17 protein-coding genes and 1 pseudogene are annotated in these 16,240 nt (G+C 47.5%); 6 read left to right on the top strand and 12 right to left on the bottom strand.

Annotation, left to right across the window (positions count from 1 at the left end; translation table 11 throughout):
• Positions 1–93 precede the first annotated feature (93 nt).
• From K4A83_RS05720 to K4A83_RS05695, 6 genes are all read right to left on the bottom strand, one after another.
• Positions 94–2,250: an EAL domain-containing protein gene (locus K4A83_RS05720; protein ID WP_265263483.1), complete on the bottom strand. Its 2,157-nt coding sequence runs from the start codon at positions 2,248–2,250 to the stop codon at positions 94–96.
• Positions 2,251–2,281: 31 nt separating this feature from the next.
• Positions 2,282–2,659, bottom strand: coding sequence for a response regulator (locus K4A83_RS05715; protein ID WP_265263482.1), 378 nt, complete (start codon positions 2,657–2,659; stop codon positions 2,282–2,284).
• Positions 2,660–2,695: 36 nt separating this feature from the next.
• Positions 2,696–4,063 (bottom strand): sensor histidine kinase, encoded by a 1,368-nt coding sequence (locus K4A83_RS05710; RefSeq protein ID WP_265263481.1) that lies wholly within the window; start codon positions 4,061–4,063, stop codon positions 2,696–2,698.
• A gap of 789 nt (positions 4,064–4,852) precedes the next feature.
• Positions 4,853–5,368: a YqeG family HAD IIIA-type phosphatase gene (locus K4A83_RS05705; RefSeq protein ID WP_265263480.1), complete on the bottom strand. Its 516-nt coding sequence runs from the start codon at positions 5,366–5,368 to the stop codon at positions 4,853–4,855.
• Positions 5,365–6,468, bottom strand: a complete 1,104-nt coding sequence (gene mltG, locus K4A83_RS05700; RefSeq protein ID WP_265263479.1) for an endolytic transglycosylase MltG — start codon at positions 6,466–6,468, stop codon at positions 5,365–5,367. The genes K4A83_RS05705 and mltG overlap by 4 nt, the downstream gene beginning before the upstream one ends.
• A 19-nt stretch (positions 6,469–6,487) precedes the next feature.
• Positions 6,488–7,075, bottom strand: coding sequence for a DUF3727 domain-containing protein (locus K4A83_RS05695; protein WP_265263478.1), 588 nt, complete (start codon positions 7,073–7,075; stop codon positions 6,488–6,490).
• Between the two features lie 124 nt (positions 7,076–7,199).
• Between K4A83_RS05695 and ispD the strand changes: the two genes are divergently transcribed.
• On the top strand, positions 7,200–7,892 hold the full coding sequence (gene ispD, locus K4A83_RS05690; protein ID WP_265263477.1) for a 2-C-methyl-D-erythritol 4-phosphate cytidylyltransferase: 693 nt from the start codon (positions 7,200–7,202) through the stop codon (positions 7,890–7,892).
• Positions 7,893–8,022: 130 nt separating this feature from the next.
• On the opposite strand, the gene K4A83_RS05685 is transcribed toward ispD, so the two are convergent.
• On the bottom strand, positions 8,023–8,895 hold the full coding sequence (locus K4A83_RS05685; RefSeq protein WP_265263476.1) for a hypothetical protein: 873 nt from the start codon (positions 8,893–8,895) through the stop codon (positions 8,023–8,025).
• Positions 8,896–9,184: 289 nt separating this feature from the next.
• Between K4A83_RS05685 and K4A83_RS05680 the strand changes: the two genes are divergently transcribed.
• Positions 9,185–9,328, top strand: a complete 144-nt coding sequence (locus tag K4A83_RS05680) for a hypothetical protein (RefSeq protein WP_265263475.1) — start codon at positions 9,185–9,187, stop codon at positions 9,326–9,328.
• Positions 9,329–9,369: 41 nt separating this feature from the next.
• Here the strand turns inward: K4A83_RS05680 and K4A83_RS23055 are convergent.
• From K4A83_RS23055 to K4A83_RS05660, 4 genes and pseudogenes are all read right to left on the bottom strand, one after another.
• Positions 9,370–9,471: pseudogene (locus K4A83_RS23055) on the bottom strand (transposase); the annotation flags it as partial.
• A 440-nt stretch (positions 9,472–9,911) separates the two neighbouring features.
• Positions 9,912–10,922, bottom strand: a complete 1,011-nt coding sequence (locus K4A83_RS05670; RefSeq protein WP_265263473.1) for a zinc-dependent alcohol dehydrogenase family protein — start codon at positions 10,920–10,922, stop codon at positions 9,912–9,914.
• Positions 10,923–10,934: 12 nt separating this feature from the next.
• Entirely contained in the window at positions 10,935–11,450 is a 516-nt protein-coding gene (locus K4A83_RS05665) for a pentapeptide repeat-containing protein (RefSeq protein ID WP_265263472.1), read from the bottom strand.
• A gap of 72 nt (positions 11,451–11,522) precedes the next feature.
• Positions 11,523–12,566, bottom strand: a complete 1,044-nt coding sequence (locus K4A83_RS05660; protein WP_265263471.1) for a Fe(3+) ABC transporter substrate-binding protein — start codon at positions 12,564–12,566, stop codon at positions 11,523–11,525.
• A 358-nt stretch (positions 12,567–12,924) separates the two neighbouring features.
• Here K4A83_RS05660 and K4A83_RS05655 point away from each other — a divergent pair, with 358 nt between their 5' ends.
• The 4 genes from K4A83_RS05655 (at position 12,925) to K4A83_RS05640 (ending at position 16,105) form a co-directional block, all read left to right on the top strand.
• On the top strand, positions 12,925–13,770 hold the full coding sequence (locus K4A83_RS05655) for a hypothetical protein (RefSeq protein ID WP_265263470.1): 846 nt from the start codon (positions 12,925–12,927) through the stop codon (positions 13,768–13,770).
• Between the two features lie 93 nt (positions 13,771–13,863).
• Entirely contained in the window at positions 13,864–14,781 is a 918-nt protein-coding gene (locus tag K4A83_RS05650; protein WP_265263469.1) for a class I SAM-dependent methyltransferase, read from the top strand.
• Between the two features lie 75 nt (positions 14,782–14,856).
• Positions 14,857–15,573 carry a response regulator transcription factor NblR gene (gene nblR / locus K4A83_RS05645; protein ID WP_265263468.1) on the top strand — a complete coding sequence of 239 codons (717 nt, stop codon included), beginning with the start codon at positions 14,857–14,859 and terminating at the stop codon, positions 15,571–15,573.
• Positions 15,554–16,105 carry a DUF192 domain-containing protein gene (locus K4A83_RS05640; RefSeq protein ID WP_265263467.1) on the top strand — a complete coding sequence of 184 codons (552 nt, stop codon included), beginning with the start codon at positions 15,554–15,556 and terminating at the stop codon, positions 16,103–16,105. Before nblR ends, K4A83_RS05640 begins: the two co-directional genes overlap by 20 nt.
• Positions 16,106–16,147: 42 nt before the next feature.
• On the opposite strand, the gene K4A83_RS05635 is transcribed toward K4A83_RS05640, so the two are convergent.
• On the bottom strand, positions 16,148–16,240 hold a 93-nt coding region (locus K4A83_RS05635), incomplete at its 5' end, for a transposase (RefSeq protein WP_265263515.1).

The raw sequence follows: 16,240 nt of genomic DNA, 5'->3' as shown, positions 1-16,240 counted from the left end.
CACGCTCTCACTTGCCTTTCCTTTAAGGATATATTGTCTATCCAACCCCTTGCACAAGATTTCAGCACGTTTGCGCCCCGACTCCTCACAAGCTTACCATTTCGGATTCTCACGTAATAAGGCGATCGCATCCTCCGCCGCTAAAGGTTTGGCAAACAAATACCCCTGTCCGTACTTACAGCGCAACTTGCGCAAAAGTTGTAAATGCTCCTGATGCTCAATCCCCTCCGCAATCACCTCAATGCCCAAACTATCAGCCATGCGGATAATCGCCCGGGTAATCTCCAAATTCTCCGGCTCCTGTTCCATTCTCATGACAAATGAGCGATCAATTTTCAGCGTATCAATGGGAAAACTCCGCAAACGACTCAAAGACGAGTACCCCGTCCCAAAATCATCAATACTTAACTGAATATCCATCGCCTTCAAATCTTGGAGAGTTTGCGCCACAATGGTTTCATTCTCCATAATCGTAGTCTCCGTAATTTCTAAACGCAACCGTTGAGGATTGACCCTCGTTGCCTTCAGAATCTTACCCACCTCCTTCGCCAATTGAGGCTGAGAAAATTGTCGCCCCGATAAATTAACACTAATGGTTAAGGCAAAATCCGGAAACTCCTCCCCCCACAACCGAATTTGCTCACAAGCTTCCTGTAAAATCCACCACCCCATCGGCACAATTAACCCCGTTTCTTCCGCTAAAGGAATAAACGCCCCCGGACTTACTGCCCCGCGATGGGGATGTTTCCAGCGCATCAGAGCTTCAAAACCGCTGAGATGACCTGTTTTTAAGTTCACAATGGGTTGATAATAGACCAGCAGTTGTTCCCGTTCCTTCGCCCGTCTCAGGTCAATTTCCAGTTGCAAACGGGCTAAATTATCCGCCGACATGGTAACATCAAACATCTGTTGTCGGGCTTTCCCTTGGATTTTGGCGTGATACATAGCCGTATGAGCATCCCGCAAAATGTCCGAAGGGGCATCATACTGTCCATTAGGAAACACAATCCCAATACTGGCACTGGTATAGACTTCCTGTTGATTAATAATCACAGGCATTTGTAGCTTCATTTGTAAACGCTGGGCCACATTATTGGCATCTTGAGCCGTATTAACTGACTCCAATAAAATGGCAAATTCATCATCTCCTAACCGGGCAATAGTATCATCATAGCGCATTTGCTCTTGTAGGCGATTAGCCGTTTCTACTAATAGTTGATCCCCTCCCCAATGCCCCAAGCTATCATTAACTACTTTAAAACGGTCTAAATCAATAAACAAAACGGCAAATTGAGAGGAAGGATGGCGTTTTTGTCGGGCTAAAGCTTGGGATAAACGATCCATAAATAATGCCCGATTGGGTAAGCGGGTTAAGGAGTCATGGAGCGCATCATATAAAAACTTTTCTTCGGCAATTTTGCGGTCGGTAATATTATGACAATTAACGACGATTCCCTCTACATCTGGATCTTGCAATAAGTTCGTAAAAACAACTTCAAAAATATTCCAAGTTTCAAAGCGGGTTTTTAATCGTAATTCACTAATTAATTCTTTTTCCCCGGGCTGTTCTTGGACTTTTTCTAAACGTTGAATAACCGATGTAATCTCATCAGGATGAAGCAACGAACCAAAAGCAACGGGATGTTTATCCGTAAAAACTTCACCTAAAACCCTTATAGCAGAAGGACTAGCATAGGTGATAGCTCCATCCAAATTGAGGATAATAATAATATCCGTGGAGTTTTCAATTAAAGCTCGAAAGCGCCTTTGATAGCGCATTTCACTTTCCCGTAAGGTGATTTTTTTGGTTAGATCATCCCGTAACTTCTGCGCTGTTTCTTTATCTTGTAAAACCTGTTTAACTTGCTGAATATGCTTTAAGGTCTTGCGGGTGGTAATTTCTAAATCCTGTAAGTTAAGGGGTTTGGTTAAGAAATCAAAAGCCCCTAAATTCATGGCACTGCGAATGGTTTCCAAATCCCCGTAAGCCGACATAATCACAGTGCTAGTCGTTTGATTGGGAATTTCGGCGATTTTTTGTAACAGTGTCATGCCGTCCATTTGGGGCATATTAACATCGGTCAAGATCATATCAATTTCAGGATCTTGACGGATGAGGTGCAAGGCTTCTAGACCATTTAGGGCAAAAATAAACTGATAGTCCTTCTGGCGGATGTTTTTACGGAATACTTGGCGAATCAGTGCCGGAAAATCTGGATCATCGTCAACCACCAAAATCTTGGCTGGCATTGCCCCCCCTGAATCTTAGGATGAAAAATGTTTAAGATGATAGACTAATGATTTTTTCTTTTAAGGCCGTGAAATCAATGGGTTTGTTGAGGTAATCGTCAGCCCCATATTGTTGGGCTAGTTGATAGTTTTTATCGTCCCCGTAAGCTGTCACCATGAATACTTTTAACTCGGGAAAGTTCCCTTTAATAACTTTCAGAAGTTCAATCCCCGTCATCCCCGGCATATTAATATCTGAGAGAATTAAAACGGGATCAGCCCCTTCTCGTTTTAAGTATTCAATGGCATCCTGAGCAGAGTGAACGAATTCAAATTCTACCTCTCCTTTTTTGATTTCTTTACGGAATTTCTGTCGAAAAAGGATTTTAATATCTTCTTCGTCATCAACTACCATAATTTTAAGCATCATTTTAGAATTGGGGGTAAAACGGGCTTGATGGGAAATTTAATGAGTGGGGAGAGTGATTACAAATTCAGTGTACTCGTTTATTTCACTGTTGATCTCAATTCTTCCCTTGTGTTCTTCCACGATAATATCATAGCTAATCGCTAGCCCTAACCCTGTGCCGATGCCAACGGGTTTGGTGGTGAAGAAGGGTTGAAAGACTTGCTGGCGAATTTCGGGGGGGATGCCCATGCCGTTGTCGCGGATGCGAATTTCTAGGGCTTGGTCAAAGGCTTGGGTTTTGACCCAAAGGGTGGGGGAAAAGTCTTCGCCGAGACGTTTTTTCTGCTCGTGGGCAGCGTAGCAGGCGTTGTTGAACAGGTTCAGAAAGACTCGACTGAGGTTATGGGGGACGACAAAGATGGGTTGAGCTTCGGGGTCGTATTGTTCATTGAGGGTGATGTTAAAGGTGGAATCGTTGGCGCGCATTCCGTGGTAGGCGAGGTTAACGTATTCTTGGAGCAGGGCGTTAATGTCGGTGAGTTTCCGTTCTCCGGGTTTGCCTCCGGACTGTTGCAACATTCCTTTTACGATGCTGTCGGCTCGTTTGCCGTGATGGTTAATTTTTTGGACGTTTTGTTGCAGGTCGTTGAGGATTTCTTCGAGGTAGTCCCAGGTTTCGCTGTCGATTTTATCTTGAAAGGTTTCGAGTTCTTCGAGGAGTTCTTGAGTGAGGTCTACGGAGAGTTCGGCGAAGTTGTTGACGAAGTTGAGGGGGTTTTTCACTTCGTGGGCAATGCCTGCGGTGAGGGCGCCGAGGGAGGCGAGTTTTTCTTGAGCCATGACTCGCTCCTGCATGAGTTTAAGTTCAACCTGAGTCTGGTGGAGGGTTTGGGTGAGGTGGGTGCGTTGGAGGGCGATCGCAAAGTGATAACTGATTAGATGCAGTTGGGTCAGGCGATCGCCTACAAAGTGTCCCGAGGGCTGTTCATGGGTAAAGAGTAACCATCCCAGTTGTTCGTCGCCTTGTTGTAGGGGAAAGCGACAGATGGCGTTAATCCCTTGATGGGGAATGTAGGGATCTTTCCCATAGTCGGGATGCTCTTGGAGGTTTTCTAAAATACTGACTTTGGGATCCCCCAGGAGATTGTGCAGAATAGGAGAACGGAGAACAGAGGAGGAGTCTTCGGAATGGCTAGGGATTTGCAGGGCGGGTTTACCTGATGTTGAGAAGTGGGCGATCGCCCCCACCCGCCAACCTTGAGGATCTGGTAATAATAACAATACTGATTGGACTTCACTGTAGGTCATCAAAGGGAGCATAATCTCTGAGGAGATTAAACTATCTAGGCTGTTGACTTGAGCCAGTTGAATTAAGAGATGATCGCGTGGGGAAACGGGTGAAGAAATGGTCAACGGATTAGACATTTTCTGCGGTTTGCAGGTGCTTGATGAGAGGGTGATTCCAGAAGTCTTGGTTAAGGTCGTGTCAGCAGAACGATAAAACATTTGGGGGAGGCCTCCTCAAGGGGGTGGGGATTTCTAGCAATGAACAAGGGCGGAAGAGGGACTGGCTGATAGATATAAGGACTAGACGCAGGACAACCTAGGGGTGAAACCAAAAGCTTTACTATCCCTAGTTTAGCCGCTAACTTTAAGGGGTGGTGGTTTAATCTACTTCCTGACCGGAGAGAATTCCGTTCGGTTTACAAGAGTTCATCTAATCTTCATTTTATCTGTTTCAGGATCAGCATTTTCTTGAAGATTCTGTTTAGTCTTGCTCTATTGTGTCAGGAGATTATTAAGATTTTGTGACAACAATGGGTCAAAGAACCCTATTTTCCTGCTTCCCTATTCCCTATTCCCTATTCCCTGACCTTGACCAGAGGATGTTTAGGCTTAACTTGTCATTAATGGAGGCATCTAATCTCCTCAGCACCCTTGGCTCTCATCTCAATGCTCCCCTAAGCCCTGCTGTGCCAACGGGAGAGCGCGGGGCTTCTCACCGATTAGCTAAAAAGGAGTATTAACCCATTTCAGTTTCTGGGTTAATACTCCGGGTTTCTTATTGTTAGGGTCTTTATATTGGCTGACCCCATTTTTATTTTGTTAATTGTCATTGTTACAGAGACATGACGTGAAGTTTTGTTTCGTAATATTTTCTTTATATTTTGTTTTGTCAAAATCCATGAATAATCATTAAGGTTTGTAACAAAATTAGGAGTCTTGGAGTGAGAAGCCGAGAATTTTAGTCAGCCAGACCTCAAAATTACGGATCGGGTAGCCTTGACTAATAGCGGGGTCGATCATGGGTTCTACTAGAATAGTAAACATTCCCAGACGATTTCCTGCTAAGGCATCGGTTAGAAGGCGATCGCCAACCATTGCCACTTGTTCGACAGGATGCCCCATTGCTTCAAGGGCTTGGCGCAATTTTTTCCGAGAGGGTTTTCTAGCTCCCAACAAATAGGGCACCCTCAGCGACTCGGCAATACCACCAATGCGGGACTCGCTGAGATTGTTACTCACCAGCCAAATATCGACTAAAGGGCGCACCTCTTCCAACCACTCAGCCACCTCTGAGGAAACAGTCCGTTCTCTTAAGGGAACAAGGGTTTCATCCACATCTAAAACTAAACCTTTGAGTTGATGGTGTTGCAGTAAATCAGGGGTAATATCCACCACAGATCCCTGCAACATTAAATCGGGTTTGAGAAAGCGAGTAAAGGTCATAACGATTCTGTATCCGTTTCTAGTTGGCGTTGGCGTTCTCGTTCTTGACGGATGCGTTGTTTAGCGGCCTCATGTTCTTCTAGGGTGCGGCTAAAAACGTGGGTTCCGTCATAATTAGCCACAAAAAACAGATAGTCCGTCCTTTCAGGATTGAGAACTGCTCTTAAACTATCCACTCCGGGGCTACTGATGGGAGTGGGGGGTAAACCCTCATTGAGATAGGTATTATAGGGAGAGGGCTGGCGAACTTGCTCTAAAGTTAGGGGTTGATCAGGGGTTTGACGAATCCCTGTACCGTATTCGACGGTGGGATCTGATTCTAAACGCATTCCCTGAGAGAGACGATTGAGGAAGACTCCTGCAATGCGGGGGCGTTCTTGAGCGACGGCGGCTTCTTTTTCCACCATACTCGCCAACGTTACCCACTCCTGCAAGGTTAGATCCTGATTTTCCTGTGCCGCCTCATATAACGGTAATGCCACCTCCTGAAAACGGGCTAACATGATCCCGATCACCTGTTGGGGAGAAGTCCCTTGGGGAAACTGGTAGGTATCGGGGTATAAAAACCCCTCCAAATGGGGTAAATCCCTTGGTAGCCAAGGAAACTCTTCCCCGGAGGGGATTTCCTGGGTGGCGGTCATAAACTCGGCCTGGGTGAAGTATTGCCGCCGTTCAAATTCCGCTCCCATTTGTTCTAATGACCAGCCTTCGGGCAAGGTGACACTGGCATCCTCTACCTGCCCCTCCCAAATGCGGCGGGCAATTGCTGGCATAGACTGAGTAGGAGTGATGGTATAAACCCCCGCTTGGAAACCTCCCTCGCGATTTTGCCAAGCGAGCCAAAATGCCCAGATATTCCAGGCCCAAGCGGAATGAATCATCCCCGTGGCCTCTAAATCCTGACCAATTTGCCGGGTGGAGGTTCCGGTGGTAATTTCCAGTTGAATCTGGGTTTGTTCGAGGGAAAGATCCTCCCGGTCTACGACTGGAGAAATCGCCCAATACCACCAAGTCGCACCATGCAATCCGGCTACTCCAATCATTAGGGGCAAGAGGAGCAGGGGATAGGTCCATTGGGAAAGTTTTCTCAAAAGGGTCATAAACGACGGGGGCGGTGTGTTAGTTCATATCCTCTTGTTCGAGGGTTTGGACGAGGAATTCTTCTAGATAGGGTTGAATGTCTTCTAGTTCTTCTGCGGTGAGCAATTCTACTTTTTCGTTGCTGGTCCGTTTGCCAAACAATAGGAGGGGATTGAGTGGGGTGTAAATTTCATATTCTTGGTCTTCGTGGTAGAAGTGGGTCAGGAATTGAAACTCTTCTGACTCAACTTGCCCGGTTTCGGTTTCGATTTCGAGGGTTAAGATGCTATCTTCTTCGCTTTCGGGTAGTTCTCCGGCTACGGTGAGGGTATATCCGGCGTAGTTCAATACTAGATTCTGTTCGGCTAAGACGGCTTTAGCATCGGGAAAGACGGTCTGAAGTTCTTCGGTATCTTCTACCCAAGTGGCTTCGGAATCGTCTTCATCGCTATCCCAGGCAATGATGGTAATGGGGGAGTCTACGGGCAGTAGGAGGAGGTACTGGATATCTTTATGAAAGAACGCTTGTTCGACAAAACAAGGTAGCGATCGCCCTTCCTCATCATAAAGACGAATCACTTCGCGGTTGGATTGCTCCGGTTCTGGAAAAAATTGGGAAGAGGACATAAATCAAACGCCACCAAAACAAAGAGTAGGTTTCAGAATAGCACGGGACAGGAATCAGTTTCCTTATTCCTGAACACAGATTTCATGAAAAGATAGAACAGAATCCTCGTTAAGAAAAGAATTTATGTACTTATTAATTCCTGCGGCGGGTATGGGGCGACGAATGGGCAGTAGCCGGAATAAACTATTACTGTCTTTGTTAGGACAACCGTTGCTTGCTTGGACGTTGAAGGCGGCCGAAGCGTCTCAATCGATTACCTGGATTGGGATTATGGGACAACCTTATGATTTTGAGGAGTTTAAGGCGATCGCAGAATCCCTACACCTCACCAAACCTCTCCAGTTGATTCAAGGGGGGGAAACCCGCCAAGATTCGGTTTATAACGGTTTACAGGGTCTTCCCGAACGAGCGGAGCGGGTCTTAATTCATGACGGAGCAAGATGTTTAGCTACCCCGGAATTATTTGATCGCTGTGCGGCCGAATTACAGCACTGTCAGGGCTTAATTGCGGCGATTCCGGTTAAGGATACGATTAAGGTGGTTAATGAACAACACCGGATCACAGACACCCCCAATCGCCAATATCTCTGGGCTGCCCAAACGCCCCAAGGGTTTGAGGTAGAGTTATTGAAACGCTGTCACCAATACGGCCGGGAACAGGGGTGGCAAGTCACGGATGATGCGGCCTTGTTGGAGAAGTGCGAGATCCCGGTGAAAATTGTGGAAGGGGAGGAAACTAATTTAAAGGTGACAACTCCGGTGGATTTGGCGATCGCGGAGTTTATCCTCCGTCAACGGGTCATCAGTGAACAGTAAACGGTGAATCGTTGGCTTACACCTTGTCGGCAAGCTCACTGATCTGAGTAAAATATCTGTCCTTCTCAATTGGATGGTCAATATCGCCGTTCTTATGTGTTATGGCGTGAGGATATGCTCCCCCTACTGGCTAAGATACATTCCCGTGGTAAATCGAGGCAATCCAAGCCTTTAACCACTCATTGGTTGAGAAGTAATCGCGATCGCGGTCTACAATATCGGCCAGTTCCTCTAGTTGGGCTTCACTTTGGGGGATCAAGTCCCCTTCACACATGGCGTTAAACTCTTCTGCCGTTAAAGGCGATCGCAAAGAAGAATAGCGCCGATAATCTTCAATCCGATCCCGTAACTGAGTGGGACTCATGGCGGCCTTCTCCAAACAAACCTGAATCATCTTGGCCAAGGTCATCACCGGGGGGGCTGTGTTTGCGGTTTCCCCTGCTGTCAAGTCACTCCCTGTTTCTAACGCTGTTTCTCCCCTGGGAAGGGGAGGGGGTGAAGGGAGAGAAGGAGGAGGAGAGAATTGTTCCACCTCCACCGCTTGCACGGCCTGCACTGACTGATACCAATGTTCGGGGGGTAAACCCTCAATAAACTCCTGAAGCGTCACGGCTAAATCTTGCATTTGTCGCGTGGCAGCTAATAATAACCCTCGGGAAAACTGAGGAGATCCCTTGAGGGGAGAAGGCTGATGAACCGGGGAAGAGGACAAAGAATCCGGGGAGGGTGCGATCGCCTCTGGTTGTTTTCCCGTGTCTAAATAGCAAATCAACTCCCAATAACTCCAGCCCAAAAACTGTGCCAACTTCCGCAACTTCTGAGGATCAGGTTCCGCCTTAAAATCTTGAGTCAGCCAAGCTTTCAGGGTTTTTCCTGACCCTAACCCCAACCGTTCAGCAAAACGAGCATAACTCTCCCCCACCTGCCATTGTGACTCTAACAGTTCCTGAAGACGTTGTTGATAGCCGAACGGAAAAGAGGTAGAAGCATCTGGATTTGCCATAGAGCCAAGTCGAAAAAAATCTTTCACCGGGATGTAGGGGGATAGAGGGGTTATTAAGCATACAATAAGGCCGTCGTCATTGTACCCCACTCCATCCCCTCCCATCATCCCCCCCTAATCACCCAGCCAGTAACTCAACCCACCTTCTCTAGCCCCTAACCCTCCCCGAGAAAAATTTTAAAATCTTTTAAGATTTTGTATGCTGTTATACCGAAATTGGGAATCCTAAAAATGAGAGGACATTCACAATGAGTAACATTCTGAATCAGAATGAAGGAGGAAGCAGGATATGGGCAGATCAGCAAAACTGAGAAAACAGCGCAAAGCAGAATTCGACGAAGCCTTAGCCGTGCAAGTGTTCGGGAGTGTAGTGTATCCGAGACATCTTTTGTCTCCCTTAGCCGCTTCCTTGCCTGAGACAGTGAAGCGTTAGCTAATCGCCGAGAAGCCTCGCGCTATACTGTCCGGGTGTAGATTGTATCCCTTGCCCGACGAAAATTTAGCCAGGGTATAGTTTTTGGAGTCCCGTCGTACCACCCCACTGCCGTCATAAGCCAGCTTTGAGGTATAGGCTGCTTTGCGGCAGTCAGGAGTTAAAACCTTAGCCACCCATACGACTCATAGCAGGTCGATTTGTATCAGAATCAGGTAAAGGGGCAAAATACATTGTTAATCCAGTAAGGGCAAACAGTAGCACTGTTGTCCATACAGGAAAACGGTCTTTTTTTAAATCATTAGGTTGGTGCATTCCATGACTCCTTGTGTTATAGAAAAATGGGTATAAAACCCCGTCACTTCGACAGGCTCAGTGCATTGCCTTCTAGGACGGCTCTTCTTAATTCTCAATATCACTTTTGAGTATAGCGATGCCTCACTGACCAAAGCTACAAATTTGGCAAGCCAAGTTAGTATAATGCTACAGAAAAACTTAGCCCACAGGGGTGAAAGCACGCTATCACTAGCCGATGGAAACCCACTTTTGGGACTTGTTAATGTTAATAGGGCTTTTAGGCATTTTAAGGGCGAGAAACCATTAAAGCAATTTTTCCCATAGTAGAACCCTTTTCAATGACGTGATGAGCCGCCGATGCTTCCGCAAGGGGAAAAGTTTGACTTAAATGTAGCTTTAAACGACCTTGATCAAACCACTCACTACACTGTTTTAAAATTTCCCCGTGATAGCGTTGTGCTTCCACTAACCCTTGTAACATAGGTGTTAGCATCAACTCCAAACTAATCCGATGATTCCGTTGCCGTGCGACCTTTAAGTTACCTTCTTGATAGTTTGGTTCAAGCAACGTCACCACATCGCCATAGTTTTTAACACAAGGAAACGTCTCATAAAAAACCTTCCCCCCCACCGTATCAAAGCCTAAATCAACACCCTTTCCCTCGGTCCACTGCTCAATCACTTGGCTCACACTACTCTGGGTATATACAATCGGCAAATCCGCCCCCAACTGCCGCACTAAACGTTCCTTATCCGGCGAACTCACCGTTGTAGCCACTTGCGCCCCCTTGAGTTTCGCCAACTGAATGGCCACATGACCCACACCCCCGGCCCCAGCCTGAATTAACACTTTTTGCCCAGCCGTTAAGCGTCCTCGGTCATAGAGTGCTTCCCAAGCGGTAATCAACACCAGAGGGGCGGCCGCCGCTTCGGCAAAGGAGAGAGAACGCGGTTTCGGGGCTACATAATGTTCCTCAACGACCGCATACTCTGCATAGTTCCCGGTTCCCTGTTTTCCTAACCCCCCGGCACAAAAATAGACCTCATCCCCCGGTGCAAAGTTCGTCACCCCGCTTCCTACCGCTTCCACCACTCCCGCACCATCACAGCCTAACACCGCAGGCATTTGGTCGGGATAAAACGTGCCTCGTTGTCGTAATTTGGTGTCGATGGGGTTCACTCCGGCCGCGTGCAGACGAATCAATAATTGCTGGGGATGGGTGGGGGTGGGTTGAGGAATCTCCTGTAGGGTTAAAACATCGGGACTCCCCGCTTCAGTCATGAGAATCGCTTGCATGGTCTTTTTTGGTTAAGGATGAACAGTTCCATCAGGGAGGATAGCATTCTTGAGGGTCGTCTGCTCCAAATCACTCGGGTTCACTGTAATGCCGAGCAAGTTAGCATCGGTGAAATCCGTTTGTTCGAGATTGGCCCCCGATAAAATCGCCCCTTGGACATAGGCCCCAATCAATTTGGCTCCGGTTAAGTTGCTCTCGCTTAAGTCCGCTTGAGTCATGGCCGCTTGAGTTAAATCAGCCTGACTGAGATTTGCCCCGCTTAGGTTGGCTTGGTCTAGAATGGCTCCCCGGAAATTAACCCCTTCTAGGTTCGCTCGGCTGAGATTCGCCTTGTTGAGTTTTGCCCCCTCTAAGTTGGCGTTGCTCAGGTTCACTCCCGTTAAGTCGCACCCTCGACATTCTTTGGTCGTGGTTAACTGTTCTAGCGCTTGGGGGGTTCTGGTGTCGTCTTGACTACAGGCGGTAAGACTCACGGGGATTGTTAAGAGTAAGGCTAAGAATGGGTGGGATAAGGCTTTAATGATCATGGTAATTACAGAAAGAAACCCCCAAATGTAGACAAGGGGGCATCCTGGTTAAGTTTGATTGGTGAGTGAAACTTAGATCCAACGGGCTTGATCCATTAAACGAACGGCTTCGGCTTGATTTTTGCCGTATTCTGCCACGTTGAGATCGTCTTGTTTAAAGGTACCAAATCCCGCGACAACCGGATCAATGGGAGTCCCCGGTACAACGGGATATTCGTTATTGCCTTGGGCAAAGTAAATCTGGGATAAAGAACCGGCTAAATGTTCGAGGAATTTAATGGCGGCGTCAGGATTGGGAGCGGTTTTAAAAACGCCCCCGCCACTAATATTCATGTGGGTTCCGCGATCGCGCTGATTGGGGAAGAAAATTCCTACTTTTTCCACGACTTCCCGATCTACAGGATCGTTGGACTTGGCTAAACGGGCGTAATAGTAGCTGTTAGCGATGGCTATATCCCCCGCACCTGCTGCACAAGCGCGAATCTGAGCGGTGTCGTTCCCTTCTGGAGAACGGGCAAAGTTAGACACAAACCCCCGCAACCATTGCCGGGTTTTCGCTACCCCATGAATGGCAATTAAACCCGCTACCAGTGATTGATTGTAAACATTGCTTGATGAGCGCACTAAAATCTTACCCGCCCATTTCGGGGTTGCTAGGTCTTCGTAGGTGGAAAGATCGGCCGGATTAACGCGATCGCGATTGTAGAAAATCACCCGCGCACGCTGGGAAAATCCAAACCATAAACCGTCGGGATGACGACGATTCGCCGGAATCTGTTGCTTTAAAAAGGCAGAATCAACCGGAGCTAATAATCCCTCCCGTTCTGCTACCCACAATCGACCCGCATCAACGGTAATTAAGACATCGGCCGGACTGTTCGCCCCTTCACTCTTCACCCGCTCAATTAACTGGTCAGCTTCTGCCTCAATTAAGTTCACGCCTAGGCCTGTTTGCGCCTTAAACGCATTGTACAGTTCATCATCGGTGTCGTAATGCCGGGATGAGTACAGATTGATATTGCGCGTTTGGGCCAAGGTGGGGGGGGTCAAATTTCCCACCACTACTGCTGTAATTGCTGTTCCACCGAATAAAAAGAGCCGTCTATTGATGTTCACACAAACCTCCTGAAGGTTAAGAACTCCTTGCTGACCGGAGTGACAAGTTCTCGGGAGTCAGTTCTTAGCTTATTGAGAATTACTCTAGAAGAATTCGGGTATTCTTGCAAGCTATTTGCATCTAGTTAATTGGATAATGGGGAAAATAAAGGCTAAAATCCTTTCAGAACAAGGATTGTGGATTTAATTTTCGAGATAATAGGTCATTAATAAATTTAATAAAATTTGTATAAAACTTAAAAAAGTTGATAAAGATTCCTATTAAAGGTACAGTGATCGAAGGAACAGGCTAGTCTAGCTCTCCGAATCAACTCCCCTGAGACAGCCTTGATTGTGATATCTATGGACGTGAATTGCCGTGAATATCGATTTTTTCAAGCCAGAATCGGTGAAATCTTACTTTCTAATCTTTATTTCCAGCTTATTGCACGGTTTTTTGCTATTTTTGCCCATTGAAGAGCAAAAACAACTTAATTCTGTAGAGATCAACCGCCCAACAGAAACCATTACCATTCAAGCGTTACCTCCGACTCCTCAACCCTCTCCAACTCCTCTTTCTCCTTCCCCCCCAGTCCAACCGACTCCCCAATCTGTCATCCCCCCCCAGGTGAAACCCACTCCCCAACCCTTTGCGTTTTCCCCCATTCAACCCACTCCTGAAACGGTAATAACTCCCAACGTTGAACCGACTCCTGAAACGGTAGTGACTCCTGAAACGGTAGTGACTCCTGAAACGGTAGTGACTCCTGAAACGGTAGTGACTCCTGAAACGGTAGTGACTCCTGAAACGGTAGTGACTCCTGAAACTGAACCGACTCCTGAAACTGAACCGACTCCTGAACCAGTGGCATTATCTACCCGTCTCCTGGCTGAAGTGGGAGACTTTCCCGAAACGCTCCAGTGCAATAATAAAGAGGATTGTCGTCAGGTGCCAGGGGAAACGCTGCGTAATGTGCGATCGCGCTTAACCGAGGATTTAGAGCAACGGGGTTATAACATTCATGAATTACAGGACTACGGAGACGATCAAGGCATCCGGGCCTATCGAGTCGATTCAGAATCAGAACCGGATCAGCGTTTGTTCCTCTACATTTATGAGCATTGGACTCCAGAACAAGGAGATCGAACCATCTATGTGCTAACAGAGCAACCCCCCCAAGATTTCCCCCCCCAACGCTTACGACAAGAACTAGGTGGTTCGTGAATGTCCTAGATTAATAGGACAGGGGAGCAAACCGCCAGAGATTCCGAATCAGGTTAAAATTTGTCTTGCACTTCACGGCTTTTATTTGTATATATGACAGCACTCACAACGAAAGAACCGGATTTTGTCTCCCGTGTGATCAATGGACTTCTCTCGGTTAAACCCTTGGCAGCCTTTGCAAAATCCCGCGCTCGCGCCATGATGATCCAACGGGCCCAACGAATTGGGGTGAATTGGCCCCAACGGGTAGAACAGTTACAAGGGCTGGACTGGCAGGAGCGTTTTTCTCAGGTACAAAATCCCGATGTCACCTATCCCGCTTATTATCAGGTTTCCTTCCATGCCTACGAAAAAGGCGATTTAAGTTGGGATGCCGCTTGGGAGGCCGAATGTGCGGCCTTAACGGTGCATTCTACCTTGTGGGGGGGTGAAGATCCCGAAGGCGATCGCAAACTCCGGGACAGTTACCATAACGCCTTAAGTACCCAACTCTCCACCCCCCCACAAAACATTCTCGATCTCGGGTGTAGCACCGGAATGAGTACATTTGCCCTTCAAGATCGCTATCCCCAGGCCACCGTCACCGGACTGGATTTGTCCCCCTACTTCCTCGCCGTCGCCCAGTATAATAACGAACAACAACAACGGACTGTGAACTGGAAACACGCCCCCGCCGAGTCCACGGGATTCTCCCCTCAATCCTTTGATCTCGTCTCCAGTTGTTTAATGTTCCACGAACTGCCTCAAGCCCCCGCCCGTGCGATTCTAGCCGAAGCCCAGCGCCTATTACGTCCGGGGGGGTATTTGGCCTTGATGGACATGAATCCCCGTTCCTCAGTTTATGCCACCATGCCCCCCTATATTTTGACCTTGCTGAAAAGCACTGAACCCTATTTAGATCAATATTTCACCCTAGATTTAGAACAAGCCTTAATCGAAGTCGGATTTGAGCCACCCACCATCATCCCTTGTACCCCTCGCCATCGGGCCGTAATTGCTAAACGGAAATAATTCTAACCTTCTGGTGGAGATCGGAAAGGGAGATGCTATATATAAAGCGAAAACCTGAGCATTTATGCTGAATCTATGCTTTCTCCGTCATCAAACGATTTGGGACCCTTGGGCGATCGCACCTCTACCGTATTATTGGTCCAAACTGAAGAGTCCCTAACCCAACCCATGAGCTTGGATTTACGAGAGACGGGTTATGAGGTGATGATTTTATCGGATCTTGTGCAAGCACTAGACAAGGTAATTGAAATCCAACCCGCCATGATTGTGATTGACCAAACCCAAGCCGGAGAAGCAGGATATCAATTCTGTCGTCAAATTCGCAGCACCAAGTATCGGCTTCCCATCCTGATGTACATGGAACGGGAAACCGTCGAAGATCGAGCCGCCTGTTTAGAAGCCGGAGCCGATGATTATATTCTCAAACCCTATCGCTCCGATCTGTTTTTGCAGTTGTTGGAACTTTATCTTCAGCCCCCCCTTCATTCTTCAGAACAGTTACGCTTTGGGGATTTAGTCCTCGATTTGAGCAATCGTCGGGCGATTCGCAACGGTCGAGAATTTGACCTCACCATGAAGGAATTTGAGTTATTGAAATATCTCATGGCTCATCCTCGGGAAGTTGTAACACGAGAACAAATCCTCGAAAATGTCTGGGGGTATGACTTTATGGGGGAATCCAACGTGATTGAAGTCTATATTCGGTATTTGCGCCTTAAAATTGAAGATCATGGCGAAAAAAGACTGATTCAAACTGTGCGGGGGGTAGGTTATGTTTTACGGGAATCCTAAAAACTTAGCATCTTGGTCCAGTTTCTTGCTGATGCTGGGTTTAAGTGGGTTCTTAATGGGCTGTTCTCCCCCACCTCAGTCCTTAGAAGAAATTCCCCCGTCTTCCCTAGCCCAAGTTCCTACAGAAGGTCAAATGTTGCCGATTAGTGCGATCGCCCAACTCGGCGGCCAAGACATAGAACTCGAAGTCGCACGCACCCCCCAAGAACAAGCCATTGGCTTAATGTTCCGCGACGAAATGCCCGACAATCGGGGGATGTTATTTATCTTTTCCTCAGCCCAGCGCGTTAACTTCTGGATGAAAAACGTCTCTATCCCCCTCGATATGTTGTTTCTGCGCGATGGTACAATTCAGGCGATCGCCCGCAACGTTCCCCCCTGCCTCCAAGCTCCCTGTCCCACCTACGGTCCCAACCTAGATATCGATCAAGTGATTGAACTACGCGGTGGGCGTGCTGCCGAATTAGGCGTACAAGTCGGCGATCGCGTTTCCATCGACTTCCTCGACGAAACCCCATCTGAGCAACAATAACCCATCCGTGACCGAAAATAATGGGATTCAAGCCCCGTCCTTCTAGGACGGCTTTTCTTGATTTCTAATATATTGTTTAAGGACTTCTAGCGGCGCTCCACCCACAGAAATAGCAAAATAGCTGGGACTCCATTT

This window comes from Spirulina subsalsa FACHB-351, assembly GCF_026130165.1.
Classification (GTDB): Bacteria; Cyanobacteriota; Cyanobacteriia; order Cyanobacteriales; family Spirulinaceae; genus Spirulina_A; species Spirulina_A subsalsa_A.
The sequence above is the reverse complement of the archived record's forward strand: the minus strand, read 5'-3'. Positions and strand labels throughout refer to the sequence as shown.